Genomic DNA, 23,231 nt, shown 5'->3' on the forward strand with positions numbered 1-23,231 from the left:
TCATTTTTGGCTGGATAACCAGCCCTAATACCGTCCATTGCACCAAGTAACAGTAGCAGCCTCCAGAGCATACAGGCAGAGAAGATACGTGTCTTTTTGTAATAATGCAGATCAGATGCGTATGGAAAGTAGGATATCTGATGAAAAAAGATATATTTGTTTAAACATCACCATGCCTTGGGCAAGCGGCAGTAGCGTAGTATATTGGAAATTGAAGATACACATATAGAGGAACTGAGAAAAGGCAACCGCATAGTTTTTAAGACGGTGTATGACCTGTATTGGTCTAAACTATATATATCTGCTTTTAACCTACTGCAGGATCGGGAACAGGCAGAAGATGTTGTGCAAGAGGTTTTTGGTCACCTATGGAGTCATGCTGCACGGTTGGAAATCGTCAGCCTACGAGCTTGGTTGTTTACCGCTGTGCGTTACCAGGTATTCAATGTAATCCGCTCGGGAAAGGTTCGCAGGCGATTTGAGAACTTAGCGATCATCGAAGAATTTTCGTTCAATATTGCCGAACTGAAAATGGACGCAGACGATATCAAGATGAGGGTTGTTCGCGCGCTGGATGAGCTTCCTCCAAAATGCAGGGAAATTATGCTGTTGAACAAAATGGAATATAAGTCCTATCGCGAGATTGCAGCCATGCTGGATATATCGGAAAAGACCGTAGAAAATCAATTGGCTATCGGGATGAAAAAACTCCGAATCGCTCTGAAAGACCTCTCTTTTTTAATTCCTTTCTTGTTTTTGGATCTGTAAGGAAGTTTGTCTAAAACATATATTACCCGCTAATTTTTCAGGAAAATTATACGTTCACAACCTCTAGGTTATGAAGTTCATACCTTCTTAACGATTTTTTTAAAAAAAAGTCATTTTGCTTTGGGGGGTTTCGGGCGTGAGGGTTACTTATAATAAAGCGACATTACAACTAACTCCTCGCAATAATTATTAATCGTGCCAAAAAATGGATAAAAAACGCTTAGATATCTTGATTGATCAGTTTCATGCCGGTGATATTTCTTCAGAAGGCAAGAAAGAATTGATGGAATACTATAATCGTATGCAGGGATTGACCGATTGGGATGAGGATTTGATGGGCGATTTTTCGGAAACAAAGACCCGCATCTTTGAAAACTTAACACCTACGCTAGCAGATACCAAGAAAAGTCGAACGCTGCGCCTCAATCCGATGTGGCTAAGAGCCGTTGCGGTATTGGCCGTGGTGGTGGCAGTATCATTCTATATGCTGTTCGATACCTTTAATGCACCCAAGCTGGTCGCTATCACCTCCGGCAAAGCGATGAAGGAGGTAGCATTGCCTGATGGATCTAAAATCACGCTAAATATAAATAGCAAACTCACCTATCCGGCCGAATTTGCGGAAGATGAACGCGTTGTCGAGTTCGAAGGCGAAGGTTTTTTTGAAATAAGCAGTAACGCTAAACGTCCTTTCATCGTAAAAGCTGCCGACATGCAAGTAAAGGTGCTGGGGACATCGTTCAACCTGAAGGCATATGCCGAAGATGCATTTTTCGAGACATCATTGATTAAGGGCAAAGTCGAAATATATACGACTAAGGAGCAACATAAATTGACCACGCTTATGCCCAATCAAAAGTTTTCCATTAACAAAGATGTGCTGCAGCGGGCATCATTACCTGATGTGAAGTCTACCATTGAGGTTAACGCTATGCAATTCATTGATGAAGGGAAGACCGCCCCTGTGGATGTCGCTTGGCGCGAAGGAAAGTTTGCGTTCGCTTCGATGACACTGGAGGACATCGCAAAAGAGATATATAGAAGATACGGTGTTGGCATTGAAGTCGATAACCAAGAACTGGCGAAGACGCGATACAGTGGTACGTTTACTACTGAAAGTATTCAGGAAGTGCTGGCTGCGCTGAGCTTGGTCAAACCGTTTTCTTACAGAAAGGAGGGCGAAAAAATTGTAATCTACTAACTAACAGCTATTAAAGTAGTGCACAAAGATCTCTTACATCCTTGCGCACTATAGGGTACTAGTCGTCTAGAGGTTTAAAGATTGGCGTCAGACAACCTCTTTATTGATCAACTATTTAATCCATTCTAAATTTATGAATAATATTTTAAAGCAGAAGCGCTTTGAAAAAACTTCTGCTTGTTTTCAAGTGGTATTGTATATGAAGCTTACGCTTATTTTAATATGTGCAGGAATGCTAAGTGTATCGGCGGGGGCATTTTCTCAAAACAAGGTTTCCGTTAATTTTAAGAATGTTTCCTTAACGACGTTTTTACGTGGTATCGAAGCCAAGTCTGCTATTCGCTTTGTTTACAGCGATGAGATACTGGAGAAACCTATCCGTGTTACGCTACAGGCCGAAAATGCAGATGTCATTTCCGTATTGGAAGAGGCACTCAATGGGCAAGGAATTGCTGTCTCCAAGGTAAATGAATCACTTTATGCACTACGTTCGGAAAGTAAATCGTCTCCTGTTCAGCAAGAACGCGAGGTGTCCGGGCGGGTGCTCGACCCAGAAGGTAAAGCAATAGGTAAGGCTACCATTTGGTTAGTCGGTACAAAAATCGGTACCTCTACCAATGAGGGCGGATATTTCCGGTTGGCTTACAACAGCGATGAAGTAAAGGAAGTAGAAATTCGATCGGTCGGTTTTCAGCCTATGAAATTGCCAATCGGCGAGGGAAAACTGGGCGACATCAAATTGGTGAAAGAAGACAATACCTTGGAAGAAGTCGTTATCAACACAGGTATGTTCGAGCGAAAAGCCGGAACCTTTACGGGTAGTACCGTCACGTTCAGTCAGGCGCAGATCAAAGAAGTGACGAACCAAAACGCGCTCGCTGCACTAGCCATCCTCGACCCATCGTTTCAAATTTTAGAAAACAACGAGCTGGGATCCAATCCCAATGCTTTGCCTGATATTCAGCTCAGAGGACAGTCAGGATTTTCTGAAGATTTACGTACATCGTATAGCAATGCCCCCAACCAGCCCTTATTTATCATTGACGGATTTGAATCCACTATACAGCGACTTTTCGATCTGAACATCAATTTGATAAGCAGCATTACTATTTTGAAAGATGCTGCAGCAAAGGCTATGTGGGGTGCTAAGGCTGGTAACGGTGTTGTGGTGGTCGAAACGATCAAACCCTTGCCAGGAGCGGTGCGCATCGGTTACAATGCAAGCGTTAACATTACAGCGCCTGATTTGAGCAGCTACAGATTGACCAATGCGATGCAAAAGATTGAAGCCGAAGTATTAGCGGGACGCTACAGCTCTCCTTATCCGACCGACCAAGCTAGTTTGACAGAGGAATACACGCAAAATCTCAAAGCAGCGTTGGCAGGTGTGGACACCTATTGGTTGTCGCAGCCGTTGCAGAATGGGGTAGGACAGCGCCACACAATCACGGCTGATGGCGGTGATGATCGCGTGCAGTACTCGGTCAATCTTACCTACAATAACAATAAAGGGGTTATGAAAGGCTCTGATCGCACCACCTACGCTGGGCAGTCGGTGTTGCTTTACCGAAATGGAAAGATATCAGCGACGAATAATCTAAGCATCGACCGCAATTTTGCACGGAATAGCCCCTACGGATCATTCTCCGATTATGCGCGAATGAATCCCTACTGGCGTATATATGATGAAAACGGCGCTTTGATTCCTGCGTATGAGATTTCGCGAGATAGGTTTACAAATGCCTCCTCGTTATTGGGCAATCCGCTGTACAATGCAACCTTGAACACAAAGGATGGGTCTAACTATACCACGATTACCGAAAATTTCCAACTAGATTACCGTTTTAGTGAGCGCTTTCGCTTGAACGCCCGTGTCGGCTACAACCAGCAAAACCTAAACAACGAACTGTTTCGATCTGCTTTGCATACCGATTACCTCAATATCTCGCCAAGCAGCGCTTCGTACCTAGATCGCGGTATCTACAGGGTGTCAGAAAGCTTTTTGAAAGGCGTTACTTCAGATGTGCAGGCTGCGTATAATAAAAGGTTTGGGTTGCATCAGTTTTATGTTAACGGTGTGTTCACGCTTAACGAGCAAAGCCAATCCACATCTGGCTACACCATGGTGGGATTTCCAAACGATAAAATCGACAACATCTCCATGGGACGGCGATATGAAGAAGGAAGCAAAGCTGTCGGAACGGAAAACACCGTAAGAACTGCGGCAATCACTTCAGCGTTGAACTATTCGTACGATAACCGTTACTTGTTGGATGCTTCCTATAGAAGAAATGCTTCTTCGCAATTCGGTCGAAACTCGCGCTGGGGTAATTTTTGGGCTGTAGGGGCAGGATGGAATGTCCACCAAGAGCAATTTGCCCAGCATGTAACTTGGATTGACCTCTTGCGGTTTACGGCCAATACCGGGGTAACAGGCACTCCTCCCGGTCAAAACGCTTACCAGTCTCTCGCAACGTATCGCTACAATACGGATATCACCTACAACGGCGATATGGGATTGAACTTGATCGCGCTCGCCAACCCAGATCTTGAATGGCAAAAAGTGCTGGAGACCAATTATCGCGCAGAATTTGGATTGTTCAATAGATTCAACGCAAGTTTTGAATACTACATCAGAGATACAAAAAATCTACTGCTCAGTCTGGAGACAGCACCGTCTCTAGGCTTTGACAACTATGCAGAGAATATAGGAGAGGTGCGCAACAAAGGCTTTCAGGCCATGGTTAATTATCGGTTGATCAGGAATGTAGAAAAGCGCTTTAACGTCAGTGTATTTGGAAACGTTGCCCATAATACCAATAAGATAAGCAAGATCTCGACGTCCTTGGAAGCGCTCAATCGCTTGAAGGATGAGCTTTATTCGGAGACCCAAAGCGGTTCAGCAGCGTTTGAGGCTCGACAAGACATCACGAGAAGATACCAAGTCGGCCAATCCATGAATGCGATATGGGCTGTTCGTTCGTTGGGGATCGACCCGTCAAATGGAAAGGAAATTTTTCTTAAACAGGATGGCACCATTACCTACGAGTGGTCGGCATTGGATCAAGTAGTGAGCGGCGATACACAACCGTTGTACAATGGTACGATGGGAAGTAATGTGCAGTATAAGGATTTCTCCGTGAATTTTGCATTCTCCTACCGCTGGGGCGGACAAATGTATAATGCAACGGTACTGCGCTTAGTCGATAATGCCGATTTTAACTACAATGTCGATATCCGCGCACTGGAAGATAGATGGAGAAATCCCGGCGACCAAACGTTGTATAAGGACATTGCGGACCGGTCGGCAACAAGGCCTTCCACCAGATTCGTCCAAGACTGGAACGAGTTCGTTTTCTCGTCTGTGAGCCTTGCCTACGATTTTTCCCGTATGCCACTTGTCCAACGGAGTAAACTTAGAACCGCCATGTTTTCCGTGAACATGAATGATATAGGACGCCTGTCCTCCGTAAAAACAGAGCGCGGCCTTGACTACCCCTATGCGCGGACCATGTCATTTACCTTATCCGCTACTTTTTAATGTTGGAATTTAGATGAAAATAAACATGAAAAATATACATAATACCAAGATAAGTGCAGGAATTCTCCTTGTATTGGTTTCGATCCTGTCTTCCTGCGAAAAGTGGCTGGATATCAAACCGCAGACGGAGATTGAATCCGATGTTGTTTTTGAAAGTGAAGCCGGTTTTCAAGATGCGCTTACCGGAGTTTATATATCCTTACAGGACTCGATCCTTTATGGACAGGAGTTGACATATGGCTTGGTTGACGTACTATCTGGCCAATATAAGCCTTTCACGCAGTCGCAGAATTATTACGGCGCTTCAACATATAATTATTCGGAAGAGCAGTTTATCAATACATCGGCGCAAATATTTTCCAAGATGTATAACGCGATAGCCAATCTCAACAACTTGATCGGGAACATCAACCAACGGGGCCAGTCTTTGTTTTCGGGCAGCAACTACCATGTCATCCGCGGCGAAGCTTATGGTTTGCGTGCTATGGTGCATTTTGATCTGGCTCGCCTTTATGCATCGTCTATGTTGGCTGAGGGCGCCACGAAGCGCGCTATTCCCTACATGGATACGACGGGTATCGTGGTGAAACCACGCTTGACAACGACCCAGCTTCTTGCGCATGTTATCGAAGATCTGCTGGTCGCTGAAAACGAACTGTTGCAGGGCGATCCCATTGTTCCTGGAAACGAGGGATACGCAACAACATATTTGCGTTCGCGCAACTATAAATTTAATTATTTTGCCGTGAAAGCTTTGCAGGCGCGTGTCTACCTTTATGCCGGTGATAAGGAGAAAGCGCTGTTAGCGGCACGCAGTGTTATAGAGAGTGGCCTCTTTCCTTGGACCTCTGCCGGAGAAATCGCTACCGCGACCGAAACATCCCGCAACAAGATCTTTACGCAAGAGCTGATCTTCGAGTTGGCTGCAACACGTTTAGGTCTCCGAGCCAATACGAGGTTCGATCCCGACAGTCCTGGTAGTCTTTTAGAGTTTTCCAGCGAGTTTACAAATCTTTTCAATGTTGATCTGGATTATCGGGCCCGGTATGTGGCACAAAACATATTGGGGACAGCAAGGTATTACTCCATAAAATTGACACAGCCTGAGGGGGCATTTGGCGGTTTTACGAACCGAATGCCTATACTGCGCAAGTCAGAGATGTATTATATCGCTGCCGAATGCTTGGCAGAAACGCAACCATCGGCAGCGGTGGATTACCTGAATGAAGTACGTGCCAATCGGAATATTGAAGCGCTCAGTTCAACACTCACCGCGGCGCAGATTCAAAACGAACTCGCCTTGGAATACCGCAGAGAATTTTTTAGCGAAGGACAGGTGTTTTACTTTTTTAAGCGGAAAAACATCACGGCGATACCGGGGTTGGCAATTCCCATGAGTGAAAGTACATACGTGCTACCCCTTCCGGACAATGAACTAATTTATGGACAATAATTGGCATGCCATGAACTTCTTTAATTATACAAATACAACCATTTTTGCGATTGCGGCGATCGTTTTACTTTTGCTCTCCAGCTGTGAAAAGCCACTTGACGCAGCCTACGAGCAGGACGCACGTATATATTTTTTCGAACGCCAAAATGATCCTCAACAAACGCGGATCACCAATCGGTCGTTCTCGTTTCTTTTAGAACCATCCACCGTTACCCGAGATACGGTATTTATCAAAGTGAAAACCATGGGCAACCCTGCTGCGCATGACCGATTTACATTGGGACAAGCTATTGCAGAAGGTACAAATGCCGTTGAAGGCGTTGATTACGACTTTATCCCGGGCTTAATCCCTGCCGGCGAGGTCGTAGGCAATCTGCCTATCATTCTGTATCGTACGGAGCGAAGTAAAACTACGGACATGTTGCTGAACCTTACCATTGCCGAAACGCCAGATTTCAAGGTTGGCGTGATTGAGGATGATCGATTTACGTTTACTTGGTCAGATAAAATTAGTAAACCCGGAAATTGGGATACGCCCAATTTTGGTATTGTGTACATTTTTGGTGCGTATAGCGAAGCAAAATACCGCTTTATAATCGATGTGCTGGGGATAGCCGATTTTAATCTGCAAACCTGCGCCCGTTGTCCATTAGTGCCCGGTGAATACACCTATGCGGCCATGCTGGATTTTAAGGCGCAGCTTACCGAAGCCCTCCAAGCCTATAATCGAGCAAATCCGGGCAACCCCATCATCGATGAAATAACGGGGATGCCTATTTCCTTTTAAAAAAATGAAAAACTTGAAGTAAATCATGACAATGAAAGTTTATAAAATAAGCTATATACTATTGCTATTCTGCTTCATCTATGGATGTAAAAAAGATCTCGGCAATTACGACTACCGTACCGTAGAGCAAACAACGATTGATACGACAGGTATAGGTGGTGCAAAATCAGTGCTACGGTACTCGAATATGCAGTTACAACCTAAAGTTAATATCCCGGCAGGCCATCAAGTTGCATATGAATGGCTGTTCTACAGCAGGAATATCGTGTCTGGTGTTGTGCCAACAGTCAGGGTGCTGTCTACCACGTTGAACCTAGATGCGGTGATTGGCGAAGCAGTTGGCAACTACTACTTGGAGCTTGTCGTCACCGATATGACAACAAAGCTCAAAACCAATGTGCTTTTTGATGTAGCCGTGTCTGCCAACATGGAGTACGGTATGTTGGCACTTTATGAGAACGCCAACGGAGGTGATATCGATTTGTTGAAATCGCCACTGCAGTCCAGTACAAATGCATCCGCTACGCATTTGAAACAGCTGTTTAGTGCCTCTTACGGTCAAGCATTAACCGGCAAGCCAAAATTTATCTGGGCTTCCAGATTTTCTGCTGTAAATTGGATCACGGTTGGTACAGAAAATCATATATACCGCTTCAGTGGAACAGATTTCTCCTTTATCAGGGAACAACTGGATATGTTTAGAAGAAACAGCACGCAGATAGCTCCGCAGGCTTACGTTTACTCGATTGGTTATTACGAAGTACTCATCAACAACGGTCGCTTTCACGTGAATAACAGTACGGCCGAACTGGATGCAAAGTTTGGAGGGCCAGGTACGGGTAATTATAGTCTCGCACCATTTCTCTCCGAGAATACCACATCGACGTATGCAGGTGTTGGCTACGACGAAATTGGATCTAGATTCGTTCGTTTCGTACCGGCAAGCTTAGCTGTCATTGACTTTCAGGCGCCGGCCGATAACGAACAGCCATTTGACCTACGAAATATTGGCAAGGACATGTTGTTTATGACCGGCGGAGCCGGAGGCAACACCTACAGCTTTTTTAAAGATAAAGCAGGCTCCGGCAGGTGGTTGTATGTAACCAACTTTAACAATACCTTCGATAATGGGCGGTTGGCTGTAAACCGTTTCGACATGACCAGCCTCCCGGAAATCGAGCAAGCCCAATTTTACCAGGCAAGTGGATTAGCATCGTATGCCTACTATGCTACAAAGACAAAAATCTATAATTATACCTACAATAATGGGGCTGCAAATATAGCTTTTAGCGTTCCTGCAGGAGAAGAGATAACAGCTATGAAATATTATCGGCCACGTCCAAGGACAGGTTTATTGGATCGTGAAGAGCGAATCCTCTATGTTGCGACTTATAACGGAACAAATGGAAAAGTTTATGAGCTTTCCATCAATGAGACTTCCGGAATCATCAACAGCACCCCAGCCAATGTATTTGAAATCGATGGTAAAGTAATTGATCTAGCCACTAAAGTTTTATAAAAAAAAGAATACCTATGCGTATAACATATATGTCATTCATGGTAGCCCTAGGGCTACTATGTTTGCAACCGACCGCAGTCGATGCACAAAGCAAAATCTTCAGCGTAACCCCTGAAATTCCCAAACCGCAAGATACGGTTACCCTACACTATGACGCGCGCAAAACCAACTTAAGGGATGCAAAAAGCATACGGGCAGAACTCGTGCTCTTTGCGGATTTTACCTGGAATCGAACCACAATCAAATTTACGAAAGATGATTCGGTTTGGTCGGCAAAATATGTGCTACCTCCCAATCTGGGTTTGATGACCGCCGTATTTGAGTCGGACAAGGAAAAAGATAATGGCGGAGCAGATACATACGCTTATATTTTTGCCGATCCCGCAGGTGGACAGATGTCGGGCGCGAAGCTAGCATGGGGCGCCATCAGAGCGCCACATCTCGTTGATGGCGTGCCAAACGTGGTCGATTCGACCGCCTTTAAAGACGCGGAAATTCTCTTGATGTGGGTAAAGTATGAATTGCGCGACCATCCTGAAAACCGCTTTAAAGTGCTGCCTACGGCTGCCGCTGCACTAAAAGCGTTGAACACCGAGAAATCGCTCGCAAACCTGCAGAAGGAACTGAACACCTTGCAGGAAATGCCTGATCTAAAAGAGCAGGATTGGCTCATCATACTACACGTATACCAAGACATATTGCGAGATCGTGGTAAAGCGGAAGATATCCAACAGAAAATTCTGCGGCTATTTCCAGCGGGACAATTTGCCGCAGATCAACAACGACTTGCTGATTTCAATCGCATACAGGCAGCAAAAACGGATGCGGATCGATTGGCTGCAGCAACAAACTTTATCGATAAGCATCCTTATAAAGAAGCAGATCTACCTTTTAATAATCGCAATCGCATTAATTACACGAACGCCTATTGGATAATTTCTGTATACAGCAGTTTGAACAAGGATTTGAAAACGTATACCAAGTATATTGGTGCTGCCGAGCCTTATGAAGCTTTTGGACAAATCGTGTATCGATCTATCTCTGTACCCTACATCTCCCAAAACACCGTAACCGCAGAAGAAATACTACCCTATGCAAAAGTCGTCATGGACAGAGTAAATTTTTTTAAAAATAAGTATGACGACGATCAATACGCTTCTATTTATTACTCAAATGCGGCACTATTTGCGAAGATTCTGTTAGAAAATAAACTGTATGACGAAGCGTTTGAATACGCGTCGGCTGCGCAAAGCACGACGAATTATAAAAGTGCCGATTTGAACGATACCTACGTTAAGGTACTTGAAGGTTTGTCTGAAGATACGCAAGTTCAACTAGCCATCGAGAAAAGCTACGCTGTTAACCAAAGCTCTACGCATATCCTAGAGCTGCTCAAGCAGCATTATGTAGCCAAGGCCGGCACAGAAAAAGGCTATGACGACTACCTCGCGTCATTGCGCGATGCTGATAAGGAATCCGAATTAAAGGACAAGGTGAAGAGACTGATTGTCCGCAAGGATTTTCCCGATTTCACACTGAAGGATCAGTATGGCAACGTGGTAAAGCTTTCCGCCCTAAAGGGAAAGACGGTAGTGCTGGATTTTTGGGCCTCGTGGTGCGCACCTTGTAAAGCTGCTTTCCCGGGTATGAAAATAGCCGTACAGCACTTTAAAGAAGATCCGAATGTCGTCTTCTATTTCATCGATACGCAAGAGCGCAAAGCGGATATGAAAGCGTACGTCAGCAAGTACATGCAAGAAAATGACTATCCCTTTACGGTGCTGCTGGATGGCGATAGCAAAATTTCCAAAGCTTCGGGCGTTTCAGCCATTCCACATAAGATCGTCATCGGTCCGGACGGCAAGCTTCGCTTTTCTGAGGTTGGTTATATGGGCAGTACCTCCGAACTGGCAGACGAGATTATTGAAATGGTTAGATTGATCAAGGAGGAGCAGAACAATGGTTAGTAGCTTGCTAAAGCTGTTGTGCATCGCTTGTTTGATCACAGCTGCCCACTCTTCCGCAGCACAGGTTTTGAAAACAGAAGATGTGATCTTCAAGGCGCAGAAAGATACCATTACTTTTGGCGCGACAATAACTTCCCCGCAAAAAAAAGGTCGTTACCCCGCAGTAGTGATCGTATCGGGCACCGGCCCACAAGATCGTAATGGTACGATGGCCGGTCACCCGTTCTTCGAACAGATCGCAGCGTATGTAAGCGAAAGCGGATATGTGGTGTTGCGGATGGATGATCGCGGTGTAGGCCAGACGACGGGCGTTTATAGCCAGGCAACGACCAGAAACTTTGCTATGGATGCACTGGAAGCCGTACAGTTCTTAAAATCGTACCCCGCTGTTGATACGACACAAATTGGTCTTCTTGGACACAGTGAAGGTGGAGCCGCCATTGCTATTGCAGCGGCGCAATGTGCAGATGTCAAATTTTTGGTTAGCCTAGCGGGCTTAGCTACCAATGGATTGGAATCGTTGTTTGTGCAAAACGAAAGTTTGGTCAATTCATCTAAATTATCCGCTATCGATAAAAAAAGGTCCAATGAAATCAACCGGTTGATGTTCTCCGTCGCTTACCAGTATGCCCATTCAGATTCTTTGAAGTCTATGTTGGAAACGACCTACAATGATTGGAAGCTTAAAGATGATGTCTATTTCCAGTCGCTGGGCATCGATCGTGATATGTTTCGCTTTCCGTTGTATTCCTATGTCAACCACGCGACAGGCCCTTGGTATCGATATTTTGTCCGGTACAATGCGGAAATGGTCTTAGGCCAGATTGACGTCCCCGTCCTTGCGATCAACGGCGATAGAGACACTTTTGTCCTACCTGAAAATCTCAACAATTGGCAACAGTACACGATGGCGGGACGACACCAAAAGGTAACCACGTATTTGCTGGAGAGCACGAACCACTTGCTGCAACATTGTGAGACCTGCCAACCGAGCGAATATGCTAGCTTGGGAGCTATTCCCTCATCGACGTTAGCGAAAATAGTTGATTGGATAAGGACAGTAACAAAATCCTAATGGCGAAAAACTTTATATTAATCGTAGCGGCTAGCTTATGCCTGACGCTTTCGTCCGGACAGGTGAAACCCGATGATGCAAAAATTGATTATATTATCCAGTTGATCAACAAAAAGGAGAGCAGGCTCCTTTTGGCGGAGATGGCGGACTCCTGCCGCATTGGTAACCTCCCGCCGTTGGACAATGCAGGTGTATTGCCCCAGATACTTGCAAATTTTAGTCCGATAGTTGATTACCGTATTGCCGATCGTGAACGGCAAGCAAATGGTGATCTCCGGATTCACGTAGCGTCTACCTACGCTTCGGGCCGAAAGGGCAATCCCACACTCACGTTCAACGATGATCTAAAGCTTGTCAATTTAGGTATCGTACACCGCAGGGAGGTGGCAGAGCCCGAACAAGCGTTAAAAAAGGCCCTTGTTCAGGCTACCCGCCCGGATACGGTAAGAATACCGTTTAAGTTAAAAGACAACCTGATCTATGTGCCTGCGGTGCTGAATGGTAAAGATGGGTTTTTTATGTTTGATAACGGTGCGCCTGTTTTGATCCTTCAGGGTAAATACGTTCCTACGCAGAACATCAATAGCAATATAGCCGTTGATTTCACAGGTGTGGGCGGAGCAATGCAGGATATTAAATGGTCCACTGGCAATAGCCTATCGCTGGGAGGCATGCAGCTGGATGGTTTTGATGCTCCCGTATCTACATCGGGCGATATGGATGTTGGCAATGTAGCTATATTCGGACTGATGGGAGCGGGTATATACGACGATTACCAAATAACTTTTGATTACAAAAACCAAGAACTTTTTCTGGAAAAGGTGGGTGAGGAGGGCGATTTGACAGGCTTTTCTTTTAACCACGGCGCTCCGAAAGGCAAAGCCGCACTGACCCTCAAACGGCATATACCTATTGTGGATCTTGAAATCGCCGGAAAAGTTGTTCCGCTAGGAATCGATTGCGGAGCAAATGCTAACCTTTTGAAGACGGAGATGGCCAACCAAATACAATCCGCCATTGCCTATCTAAACGAACAGGTATCCATTGCAGGTGCTGGTGCTTTGCCGCAAAGTAGCCAAACAGCGAACCTGAAGCAAGCAAAGGTTGCTGGCCTGCTCTTACAAGATATGTACACGGTGTTCACTGACCAGGCTATCGGGGCTGGTGCCGGGGAGCATGCGCTACCTATAGAAGGATTGCTTGGTGCACCCTTTCTAAACCAGTATAAGGTGACTTTGAATTACAATAAGGGAGAAATAGTGTTCTATTAAGCCCACAACCAACATCATTTTCTAAAGTTTCTAGCCGTCGTTTGAGGCGTGTTGCCCTACCTGCGCCGCCTCAAAATGACGGCCTATCCTGGGTATTGCCGCCTATTTAAGTGCATGAAAAGCAGCTCTGTGCTTGTTACATAGCCGCGAACTATCCTATATAGTAAAAATATGACTATCTTGCTGCCGCTATTAACTTGAACCGTACGCTATTCTTTCTTTTTATATTGGGAGGGATCGGGACGTGTAAACGCTAAAAAAATGGTAAGATCAAGTATTTTAAGTATTGTATTCACTTTGTTTTCCAGTGTTGTACTGGCGCAGACACCTCTCAAACTCGCTATTGCCGGACTAAGTCATGGACATGTCGACTGGATTTTCCATAGAAAAGATAAGACCGACATACAGCTGGTGGGTATATTTGAAACAAATCCCGAACTAATCAATCGTTACGCAAACAAATACCATCTCGATAAGTCGCTTTTTTATACCGATTTGGAACATATGCTAGCGGAAGTAACGCCGGATGCGGTGTCGGCATTTGGTGCTGTCAACGATCACGTCGCGGTGGTTCGCGCCTGTGCACCCAAGAAGATCCATGTTATGGTCGAGAAACCATTGGCCACTAAGTTGAATGATGCGCTGGAGATCGCGCATCTGGCCGATGTCCACAACATCGAGGTATTGACAAATTTTGAAACATCTTGGTATGAAAGCAACCAGCAGGCAAAGTATATGCTTGACGCAGGCGAGCTGGGCGACATACGTAAAGTTATGGTAAACGACGGCCACCAAGGGCCAAAGGAAATAGGGGTAAGCAAGGAGTTTTTCCAGATACTGGTCGATCCCGATAAAAATGGTGCTGGAGCATTGATTGATTTTGGCTGCTATGGCGCCAATTTGATGACTTGGCTCATGGCCGGACAAAAGCCGATTTCTGTTACCGCCGTGGTGCAGCAGAATAAGCCGGTTATTTACGCCGAGGTGGACGACGAAGCGTCCATCATATTGCAATATCCTACGGCCCAATGCATCATTCAGGCATCATGGAACTGGCCGTTTTCTCGGAAAGATATGGAAATATATGGCACGAAGGGTTATGCTATTGCCTCTGATGCGACCACCCTGAGGTACCGCACCAACGAACGCGAAAACGAGCAAACGACGAAGTTAACGGCCCGAAAGCCGCCGTTCGATGATCCGTTTGCTGTGCTGGCAGCCGTAGTGCAGGGAAGGCTCCTGCTGGATCAGCACGATTGCTATGGCTTAACGGTCAACCTGACGGCAGTAGCCATTCTCGATGCTGCGCAGCAATCTGCTGCACAGCATAAAACTATTTATTTAGCGCAATAGCTAAGCTGGACAAATCTTGGCCAACCAGTCGCGATGTTAATTTTTCATTAGGTCATGATTATTTTTAAGTTATAATTGTTGGTTCTTTTTTGTTTTACTATATTGCTTTGTGATTAAACAGACTCGCTTTATTTGTTAAAAAACACAAGGTTATGGTTGAAAAACAGAAATTCAAAATCTGCTTGACGATGGCGGGAGCGGTGTCTGCAGGCGCATTTACTGCCGGAGTTGTGGATTATTTATTGGAAACGCTGGATTTGTGGGAGAAAGCAAAGCAAAAAAATAGAACGTTGGGCATTGGCCATGCCGATTACGATGACAGCTTGCCCATGCATGACGTGGAAATAGACGTGATCAGCGGAGCATCTGCGGGAGGCATAACCGGTGCCTTGGCGATGCTGAATCTCGTGGATGCATCTTATCGACCCGTCAATAAAGACAATCCGACGGGAGAGCGTAACAGGTTTTATCAAAGCTGGGTTAATATGGGCGACGATGAGCAGGGAGGTATATTCGAAAAGATGCTCGCAAAAAGTGATCTGAAGAAGCTGCAGAAAGGGGAAAAACCGGAAGGGCTGCTCAATGTCGACCCAATCGATGCGATTGCTGACAGCGCGCTGCAATTGGATAGCCCCGTGCCTTACCCCGCTTATATTGCACCTGATCTAGATCTTATATTAACGACCACCAACTTGCGGGGCATCAATTTTCAAATTGATTTTAGAGGTGTGAAAAAAGCCGGTCCCGTCATTACCAGTCATGCGGGGTTTTTCCGGTATCAGGTAGCTCAGGAAAATAAGGAACCCGGCATCCCCGCCGGTGACGCGCTTTACTATGTCCTCGATCTCCAAGACGCAAAGCATTTGCAATATCTGAAAGAGGCTACATTGAGCACGGCGGCATTTCCCATCGGCTTTAAGTCGCGGGAGGTGGCCATATCCGGCGAATTTGTCAAGCGCTATCCCAAGTATCTTTTTGGCGATCGGGAAGGGGTTAAACCCTTGGTGGATACCGACCGCCTGTACCGTTTTAATTCGATCGATGGAGGATTGATCAATAATGAGCCGTTTGCCATAGGCCTGAGCGTGTTGCGCGAGAAAACACCAAATTTAGCAGATCGCTATGCCGTGGTCATGATCGATCCGTTTCCCAATTGCGACCCCCAGCTGGATGGCGAAAATCCACGTCCGGATTTAATTAACGTAGCGAAAGGCATGTTCAAGTCGCTTCGAAACCAAGCCATGTTCAATCAAGAGGGCATATTGGATGCCATTGAGGGACGAGACCATACGAAATTTCTTGTAGAACCTGTGCGAAAAATGAAGCTGGGGAAAGTGGTATGTGCCGTGAAAAACCACTTGGCCTCTGCACCTTTCAGCGGATTTGCCGGGTTTTTGCACCGACCCTTTCGGGTACATGATTACCACCTGGGACGATTAAACTGCCAAGCGTTCTTACGTTATTATTTTATGGTTCCGGTAGCTGATGTGCAACATAAGTTTGGGACGGATCCGCATGAACAGGCATTGGAACGCTTCGCGATTTATGAACAGCGGTTTGACGTGCATAGTGCGCGGTTGTTTCCCATCATACCCGACATTCGCGTCCTGAAAGCGCGTACCAATGAAGTGAACAAAGCGCAGTTTGGTGAAGATGCGCAGCTGGATTACCTCGATTTTCCCCGAATGGCCGCGATTGAATTTAACCGGCGATACCGAACGGCAATCCGCAGTCGTTTGGAATCCGTCCTGAACGGTGTGGTTGGAAACTTTTGGTTTAGGGCTTTGAATCGTCTTTTTCTACGTCGCCGGTTGGCAGATAAAATAAGCGATATGATGCTGAAAGAACTAAGCGAGAACGGGCAGCTGGATTAGAGCTGAATGCAAAATGGGCAACGAAATGTGTGCGTCTGCAAAACCAATGCACTTGTTTCCTCGTTTAACGGATATGTCACCACTATCGGAATATAACGCCAAGCGGAATTTTGATAAAACAAAAGAACCACGGGGTTCGGCAGCACGGAAAGCGGGCAAGCTGCGCTTCGTGGTGCAGCGGCACCATGCCTCACGGCTACATTATGATTTCAGGTTAGAGATGGGAGGCGTCTTAAAAAGTTGGGCGGTGCCCAAAGGACCTTCATTAAACCCTCAGGATAAGCGCTTGGCCGTGATGGTGGAAGATCATCCACTGCGCTATCGGACATTCGAAGGCGAAATCCCAAAAGGAAATTACGGATTTGGTACGGTATCTATCTTCGATAAGGGGTATTACACGGCCTTGGAAAAAGGCGATGGCGAGCAAGAGCTGCTGGATGCTTGGGAGCGTGGTCACATCAAAGTGGTGCTTCACGGGAAAAAGCTGCGGGGCGAATTTGCACTGGTACGGATCAATAACAGCAACGAAGAAAATGCTTGGCTACTAATCAAGCATAATGATCGGTATGCGGTACAAGAGGAATATCATGCCGAAGATAAAGTTAGCCTGAAAGTAAAAGAGGAGGGGGAATTATTTCGAGCGCAAGAAAGCGAAAAAAAAGGGAAAGGCAAGACAGCCAAGCGCAAAGGCGATGGGCGCAAGGAATCGCCGCCGAAGGATGCAATGGCATCCAATGATGTGTTTTCGCCCATGCTGGCCGTGTTGTCTACCGGTGTATCTGATGACACGGACTGGATTTTTGAAAAAAAGTTGGATGGCTTTCGTGCGCTGGTGGAGGTTACCAAGAAAGACGTGCAAATTCACTCTCGCAACGGCGTACATTTCAATAAACAATTTCCCTCTTTAGCGGAAAGTTTAAAAGCAGTTGATAGGACCCTGATCCTAGATGGGGAGATTGTCGCGGAAGACAGTAAAGCCCGTTCCCACTTTCAACTACTACAGCACGGTGAACCCTTACCGGCAAAGTTCAAGCTGCGATACTATGTTTTTGACCTGTTGATGCTCGACGGCAATGATTTGCGGGAGTTTCCTTTCAGCGCGCGCCGAGATCTGCTGCAGCGATGGTTTGCCAAGTTTGCGCAGCCCGAAATCCGGCTGGTACCACAGTTGGATGGGCCTGCCGAGAAGGCATTGCAGCAAGCTAAGCGGGCCGGGTGGGAAGGCATCATGGCCAAACAGGCCGATAGCCGATATCTAGCTGCAAAACGTTCTACTTTTTGGCGTAAGCTTAAAGTGCAGCAATCACAGGAAGCAATTATTGTGGGATTTACCGCACCCAGTGGCAGTCGTATTGGTTTTGGGGCATTGGTGCTTGCCGTATTTGACGATGCCGGCAGCCTACGCCATATCGGAAATGTGGGCACAGGCTTCCACGACGACCAACTCGCCGATTTGATGCAAAAGCTCAAGAAAATCGTGCGCCAGAAAAAGCCGCTTTCAAGTGAAATTAAGGTCGCCAACGAAAAGCATGTGACCTGGGTGAAACCTGCCCTTATAGCAGAAATCGCCTATGCCGAGTGGACAACGGACGGGCATTTACGTCACCCTGTGTTTAAAGCATTACGGACAGACAAAAAGATGGAAGAGATTAAAAAGGTAACGCCGCTAGAGGAAATGACCAACGATAGGGAAGTTCGATTCGGTAAAAAAATACTTCAACTCTCTAATCAAAAGAAACTATACTGGCCGAAAGAAAATGTTCGGAAAGGCGATCTCCTAGCATATTATGAACAGGTTGGCCAACTCATGTTGCCCTATCTGAAGGATAAACCCATATCCATGAACCGCTTTCCAAACGGCATTGAACAGCCTGGTTTTTTTCAGAAAGACGTCGACAAGAACACCGGGCCGCGTTGGTTGAAAACGGTAGAGCTGGAATCCGAGTCTACAGGGAACACGGTCAATTACTTGTTATGCAACGATCTGCCAACGCTGCTTTGGGTTGCCAATATGGGATCCATAGAGATAAATCCCTGGCTGGCCACTTACCGAAAGAAAAACAATCCGGTATTTGGCGTGTTGGACATTGATCCAAATGGTGTCGATTTTAAAACCGTCGTGTCCGTTGCGAATACGGCCCATGACATCTTAATGGATGTAGGTGTGCGAAGCTACGTCAAAACCTCTGGCTCCACAGGATTGCATATTTACATCTATCTTGCTCAAAAATATACATTCGAAGTGGTGCGGGATTTCATACAGATGCTGGCAGAGCTGCTGCATGAAGAACACGCGCAAGTCACCAGTCTTGAACGATCGCCAATAAAGCGAAAAAAGAAAATTTACCTCGATTATATGCAGAACAAACGTGCACAAACTATTGTTGCACCCTACTCTGTTCGTCCGAAAGCATTCGCCACGGTTTCCACGCCCTTGGATTGGTCGGAGGTAAATGAGGATTTAAGTATACAACAGTTTACGATGGCATCCGTGCTCGCACGCGTCGCCGCCCGGGAAGATCCTTGGGCTACGATTTTCGATGAGCCGGCCGATCTAAAAAAAGCAATAGCTGCTTTTTAACCCAAACTTGCTTTGAGTTTTGCAAGCAGCTCCGAGGCTCTCGTATGTTCTTTGTCCACGTTGATTTTACGAATGGTAGCACGTTTGCCCTGAGCTTTCTTCTTGATGATTTTCATCAATTCTTTGCTGTACTCGTTACGGTAGCCGGATATATCGAAGTCGGAGCTGTTTTGTTTGATCAGCTTGACAGCCATATCCATCTCTGTCTTTGCAATACGGCTGTTAGGCACCTTTAGATCGCTGCTGCTTCGTATTTCCTCCTCAAAACGTAATTTGTTCAGCAACAGCATACCCTCATAGGGGCGGACGATCGCTAGGTTTTCTGTGGTTCGCATCACAAAGGTGCTTAAGCCTACGTGGCCAGTTTTTTCCAGGGATTTATAGAGCAGGGAGTACGCTTTTTCGCCCCCTTTTTGTGGCTCCAAATAGTAGGGCGTATCGAAATAGATGCTGTCAATGTCCCGCTCCTTAACGAAAGTTTGCAGGTTTATCATTTTATTTTTCTCGGGCAAAGCATCTTCAAAATCTGCTTCTTCCAACACCACATACTTGTCCTTCAGGAAATAACCTTTCACGATATTGTCCCAGGGCACCTCTTTGCCCGATTTATCATTGATCCGCTTGTAGCGTATATTGGATAGGTCTTTTCTATCCAGCATATCCAGATCCAACTGACTCGTTTGGATTGCACTAAATATCTTAATCGGGATGTTGACCAAACCAAACCCGATAGCTCCGGTCCATATTGCGCGCATAACACTTTTTTTTAGTAGAACACGTTTGAACCCATTTAGATTTCCCTAATGCTCATTGGCCGCTAAAAATGGACTTTCGGCCGATGCGGATCTGCAATGGGTTGGTTTTTAAGTTAATTTTTCTTTTGATATAGCAGGTCGTCTTTAAGCTTGGAGAAATATTGATTTCATAACGCTTTGTTAACATATTGGTAATATATCAACTTTACTTTTGAGCCGTGATATTAAATAAAACATTTTTCATGAAAACAACATTGCTTTTGTTTGTTTTTGCTGCGTTATCGATCAGTTTTTGTTTGGGACAAACAGGGGTTATTAAAGGTAAGGTTACCGATGCGTCCGCGGGGCATATCATCGCGGGCGTTACCGTGGGTATAAAAAATACACCCGTTGGGACCTCCACAGGAAACGACGGTACATTTACGCTGCAAGCCGTGGAAGCTGGTACTTATGATGTCGAGTTATCCTTTATCGGTTATCAAAAGTTGTTGGTGCGGGATGTTGTTTTGCAGGCCGACCAAATTTTGACACTGGACCTTGTCCTTGAGCGGGAAGGAGAAGAAATTGATGCGGTGGTTGTCGATGCTAGAAGATTATCGAATACGCAAAATGCGGTCATCAGTGAGATGAAGAAGGCGCATCAAGTCGTCAATGGTATTTCACAGCAGCAAATCAAAATGTCGCAAGATCGCGACGCCGGTCAAGTGCTGAGTCGTGTGCCAGGCTTGACGATCGTTGATAACCGTTTTGTTGTTGTGCGCGGTTTGCCTGAACGATATAACCAAGTGATGTTCAATAACGTGATCGCACCGAGCTCTGAGGTAGATCGACGAACATTTTCCTTTGATTTGATACCGAGCAACGTCTTGGATAGGATCCTGATCAATAAATCTGGCTCGCCAGAGAATCCGGGTGATTTTTCAGGAGGGTTGATCCGGGTGTTTACGAGTGCTCCTGCCACTGAAAATTTCACTTCCTTTTCGTTGGGATCCAATTATCGCGTCGGGACAACCTTTAAACCGTATGTCTACAACCGTATTTCAGGTACAGATTTTTTAGGCTTCGATAATTCGAATAGGCCGTTGCCCAATGCGTTCCCTTCAACCAATACACTGCGCAATTCGTCGCTCAATGATCCGCTTCGCGTGTCTGCACCTCAAATGCTGAATAACGACCTAAGCACACGGCAAATGACGGCCATGCCCGATATAAACTTCGGGGCCAGCATGGGGCGCGTGTGGAATTTCGGGGGGCAACGCTTGAGCATGCTTGCGGCCTTAAATTACGCCCAATCGTTCGTTTATTACGAGCGCGAGTTTGCGCGTTATCTCACGCAAGATGAAGCCAACCCTACAGCGGCGTTGGACCCTCGTTTCCGATACACGGACCAACGCTATGAAAAAGAAAATAGGGTAAGTGCATTGGCTAACTTGACCTATGTGTTCAATCCGTACCATAAGATCGAATTGAAGTCGCTGTTCAACCAAATTGGTGAAAACGTGAACCTCGTTAGGGATGGTATCGACTACATACAGTTTCGGGAAAATGCCCGCAGAAATTACTTATATCAATACCGTTCGCGTACCATTGCCTCCGAACAACTCGAGGGTACACACCGATTTGCCGAAGGCCGCTCGACGGTGAACTGGGTTGTTGGTTTCAATTACCTTAATGAGCAACAGCCCAATCTACGTCGATTCCGGACGATGGACAATGCGGGTGATGGAGTGTATCGTATGATTATCCCGCCAAGCTCCAACTTGGTGGAAACCGGTACCTATCACGGCGATCTGAACGAAATTGGCTTGAATAACGGCGTAAATTTTACCCAACAAATTGGAGATAAAAATAGCGAGTCGCCTATCTTACTGAAAGCTGGCTATATGGTAGACTACCGCGATCGTAAATTTGGTTCGCGCTACTTCTCGTATCGTGGAGCATCTGGGGTCAATACCGATGCCTATGCAGTATTGCCGCTGGATCAAATTTTTGCAAATGACAACTTTGGTTCGAACGGTTTTATTATAGAGGAGGGTACATCGCCCAGAGATAGTTATGACGCAACCAACTTTTTGTCGGCAGGTTATGTCGGGCTTGAGTTGCCTTTAGGAAATTTCTTTATCTCCGGTGGGCTGCGTGCCGAATATAATATCTTACGCCTAAACTCGGCACTGGACAATGGCACGCCGGTCAATGTGAACAATCCGGTATTCTCCCCATTGGGATTCCTGAATTTGGAATATGCTTTTACCGATGCGCATAAACTGCGCGCTAGTTATGGCCGCACTGTCAACAGACCTGAATTTAGAGAGGTTGCTCCGTTTTTATTCTACGACTTTGAGTTTGATGCCGGCCGTTATGGTAATCCTAATTTACAGACGGCAAACATTAATAATTTTGATTTGCGGTATGAGTTTTATCCACGCAATGGCGAAACATTGAGCCTTGGTACATTCTATAAGCAATTTACAAACCCTATTGAGGCTGCCATTTTGTTGCAGGGTGGGGATAACCCAGCCTTCACATTTACGAATGCGCAAGGAGGAGCCTACAACTATGGGGTAGAACTAGAAGTCAGAAAATCGTTCCGTGACCTGACGACCAGTGCGTTTGTGGACAAGCTAAGTGTCAACCTCAATGCTTCCCTGATCAAATCGCAAGTGGACTATGGCATGTCGGAAGATGTGGTGGCACAAGACCGCATAAGGCCTATGCAAGGGCAATCGCCTTATCTAACCAATCTAATTTTGGCTTATCAGGATGAAGAAAGCGGCTGGCAGGTTAGCGGTGCATATAATGTTGTGGGCCCGCGCATATACGCTATAGGAAGCGTGCAGTTTCCGGCTATTTATGAGCTGCCACGGAATGCAGTGGATTTAACCCTTACAAAAAACATCAATAAATTCAGCATCAAGGCTGGCGTCCAGGACTTATTGAATGCACCCTATCGCTTCTACCAGGATACCAACCGCGATCAACGTATCAATACCGGTGTAGACGACGTGATCATGAGCTATCGCAGAGGGCCGTTATGTACGCTTGGCGTAACCTATACGATCAAATAAAAAATTAATAACAGATACCAT

At 45.9% G+C, this 23,231-nt stretch carries 14 protein-coding genes; 13 read left to right on the forward strand and 1 reads right to left on the reverse strand.

Annotation, left to right across the window (positions count from 1 at the left end; all coding sequences use genetic code 11):
• Nucleotides 1–204 precede the first annotated feature (204 nt).
• The 12 genes from IE165_RS16070 (at nucleotide 205) to ligD (ending at nucleotide 19,390) form a co-directional block, all read left to right on the forward strand.
• Nucleotides 205–768 (forward strand): RNA polymerase sigma-70 factor, encoded by a 564-nt coding sequence (locus tag IE165_RS16070; RefSeq protein WP_189627666.1) that lies wholly within the window; start codon nucleotides 205–207, stop codon nucleotides 766–768.
• Between the two features lie 205 nt (nucleotides 769–973).
• On the forward strand, nucleotides 974–1,969 hold the full coding sequence (locus IE165_RS16075; protein WP_189627667.1) for a FecR family protein: 996 nt from the start codon (nucleotides 974–976) through the stop codon (nucleotides 1,967–1,969).
• A 133-nt stretch (nucleotides 1,970–2,102) separates the two neighbouring features.
• Nucleotides 2,103–5,510: a SusC/RagA family TonB-linked outer membrane protein gene (locus IE165_RS16080; protein WP_189627668.1), complete on the forward strand. Its 3,408-nt coding sequence runs from the start codon at nucleotides 2,103–2,105 to the stop codon at nucleotides 5,508–5,510.
• A 25-nt stretch (nucleotides 5,511–5,535) separates the two neighbouring features.
• Nucleotides 5,536–6,963 carry a RagB/SusD family nutrient uptake outer membrane protein gene (locus IE165_RS16085; RefSeq protein ID WP_189627669.1) on the forward strand — a complete coding sequence of 476 codons (1,428 nt, stop codon included), beginning with the start codon at nucleotides 5,536–5,538 and terminating at the stop codon, nucleotides 6,961–6,963.
• Nucleotides 6,953–7,750 (forward strand): DUF4843 domain-containing protein, encoded by a 798-nt coding sequence (locus IE165_RS16090; protein ID WP_189627670.1) that lies wholly within the window; start codon nucleotides 6,953–6,955, stop codon nucleotides 7,748–7,750. The genes IE165_RS16085 and IE165_RS16090 overlap by 11 nt, the downstream gene beginning before the upstream one ends.
• Nucleotides 7,751–7,775: 25 nt before the next feature.
• The gene (locus IE165_RS16095) at nucleotides 7,776–9,269 is read left to right on the forward strand and encodes a PKD-like family lipoprotein (protein ID WP_189627671.1); all 1,494 of its coding nucleotides are present in this window, start codon (nucleotides 7,776–7,778) and stop codon (nucleotides 9,267–9,269) included.
• 14 nt (nucleotides 9,270–9,283) lie between these two features.
• Nucleotides 9,284–11,236 carry a TlpA family protein disulfide reductase gene (locus IE165_RS16100; protein ID WP_189627672.1) on the forward strand — a complete coding sequence of 651 codons (1,953 nt, stop codon included), beginning with the start codon at nucleotides 9,284–9,286 and terminating at the stop codon, nucleotides 11,234–11,236.
• Nucleotides 11,229–12,311, forward strand: coding sequence for an alpha/beta hydrolase (locus IE165_RS16105; RefSeq protein ID WP_189627673.1), 1,083 nt, complete (start codon nucleotides 11,229–11,231; stop codon nucleotides 12,309–12,311). The genes IE165_RS16100 and IE165_RS16105 overlap by 8 nt, the downstream gene beginning before the upstream one ends.
• Nucleotides 12,311–13,582, forward strand: coding sequence for an aspartyl protease family protein (locus tag IE165_RS16110; RefSeq protein ID WP_189627674.1), 1,272 nt, complete (start codon nucleotides 12,311–12,313; stop codon nucleotides 13,580–13,582). Before IE165_RS16105 ends, IE165_RS16110 begins: the two co-directional genes overlap by 1 nt.
• A 261-nt stretch (nucleotides 13,583–13,843) precedes the next feature.
• Entirely contained in the window at nucleotides 13,844–14,935 is a 1,092-nt protein-coding gene (locus tag IE165_RS16115; protein ID WP_189627675.1) for a Gfo/Idh/MocA family protein, read from the forward strand.
• 152 nt (nucleotides 14,936–15,087) lie between these two features.
• The gene (locus IE165_RS16120) at nucleotides 15,088–16,809 is read left to right on the forward strand and encodes a patatin-like phospholipase family protein (RefSeq protein WP_189627676.1); all 1,722 of its coding nucleotides are present in this window, start codon (nucleotides 15,088–15,090) and stop codon (nucleotides 16,807–16,809) included.
• Nucleotides 16,810–16,882: 73 nt separating this feature from the next.
• Entirely contained in the window at nucleotides 16,883–19,390 is a 2,508-nt protein-coding gene (gene ligD, locus IE165_RS16125) for a DNA ligase D (protein ID WP_189627677.1), read from the forward strand.
• On the opposite strand, the gene ku is transcribed toward ligD, so the two are convergent.
• Nucleotides 19,387–20,145, reverse strand: a complete 759-nt coding sequence (gene ku, locus IE165_RS16130; RefSeq protein ID WP_189627678.1) for a non-homologous end joining protein Ku — start codon at nucleotides 20,143–20,145, stop codon at nucleotides 19,387–19,389. The two genes, ligD and ku, sit on opposite strands and share 4 nt — an antisense overlap.
• 242 nt (nucleotides 20,146–20,387) lie before the next feature.
• Here ku and IE165_RS16135 point away from each other — a divergent pair, with 242 nt between their 5' ends.
• Nucleotides 20,388–23,210 carry a TonB-dependent receptor gene (locus IE165_RS16135; RefSeq protein ID WP_189627679.1) on the forward strand — a complete coding sequence of 941 codons (2,823 nt, stop codon included), beginning with the start codon at nucleotides 20,388–20,390 and terminating at the stop codon, nucleotides 23,208–23,210.
• The last annotated feature ends 21 nt before the right edge of the window (nucleotides 23,211–23,231 follow it).

This window comes from Sphingobacterium griseoflavum, assembly GCF_014653155.1.
Lineage (GTDB): Bacteria > Bacteroidota > Bacteroidia > Sphingobacteriales > Sphingobacteriaceae > Sphingobacterium > Sphingobacterium griseoflavum.

Bases quoted from the DNA above. Each gene is read 5' to 3' on its own strand.
- IE165_RS16110 (WP_189627674.1), top strand. From the start codon at position 12,311: ATGGCGAAAAACTTTATATTAATCGTAGCGGCTAGCTTATGCCTGACG.
- IE165_RS16120 (WP_189627676.1), top strand. From the start codon at position 15,088: ATGGTTGAAAAACAGAAATTCAAAATCTGCTTGACGATGGCGGGAGCG.
- IE165_RS16100 (WP_189627672.1), top strand. From the start codon at position 9,284: ATGCGTATAACATATATGTCATTCATGGTAGCCCTAGGGCTACTATGT.
- IE165_RS16090 (WP_189627670.1), top strand. From the start codon at position 6,953: ATGGACAATAATTGGCATGCCATGAACTTCTTTAATTATACAAATACA.
- ku (WP_189627678.1), bottom strand. From the start codon at position 20,145: ATGCGCGCAATATGGACCGGAGCTATCGGGTTTGGTTTGGTCAACATC.
- IE165_RS16075 (WP_189627667.1), top strand. From the start codon at position 974: ATGGATAAAAAACGCTTAGATATCTTGATTGATCAGTTTCATGCCGGT.
- IE165_RS16105 (WP_189627673.1), top strand. From the start codon at position 11,229: ATGGTTAGTAGCTTGCTAAAGCTGTTGTGCATCGCTTGTTTGATCACA.
- IE165_RS16135 (WP_189627679.1), top strand. From the start codon at position 20,388: ATGAAAACAACATTGCTTTTGTTTGTTTTTGCTGCGTTATCGATCAGT.
- ligD (WP_189627677.1), top strand. From the start codon at position 16,883: ATGTCACCACTATCGGAATATAACGCCAAGCGGAATTTTGATAAAACA.
- IE165_RS16085 (WP_189627669.1), top strand. From the start codon at position 5,536: ATGAAAAATATACATAATACCAAGATAAGTGCAGGAATTCTCCTTGTA.
- IE165_RS16080 (WP_189627668.1), top strand. From the start codon at position 2,103: ATGAATAATATTTTAAAGCAGAAGCGCTTTGAAAAAACTTCTGCTTGT.
- IE165_RS16115 (WP_189627675.1), top strand. From the start codon at position 13,844: ATGGTAAGATCAAGTATTTTAAGTATTGTATTCACTTTGTTTTCCAGT.
- IE165_RS16095 (WP_189627671.1), top strand. From the start codon at position 7,776: ATGACAATGAAAGTTTATAAAATAAGCTATATACTATTGCTATTCTGC.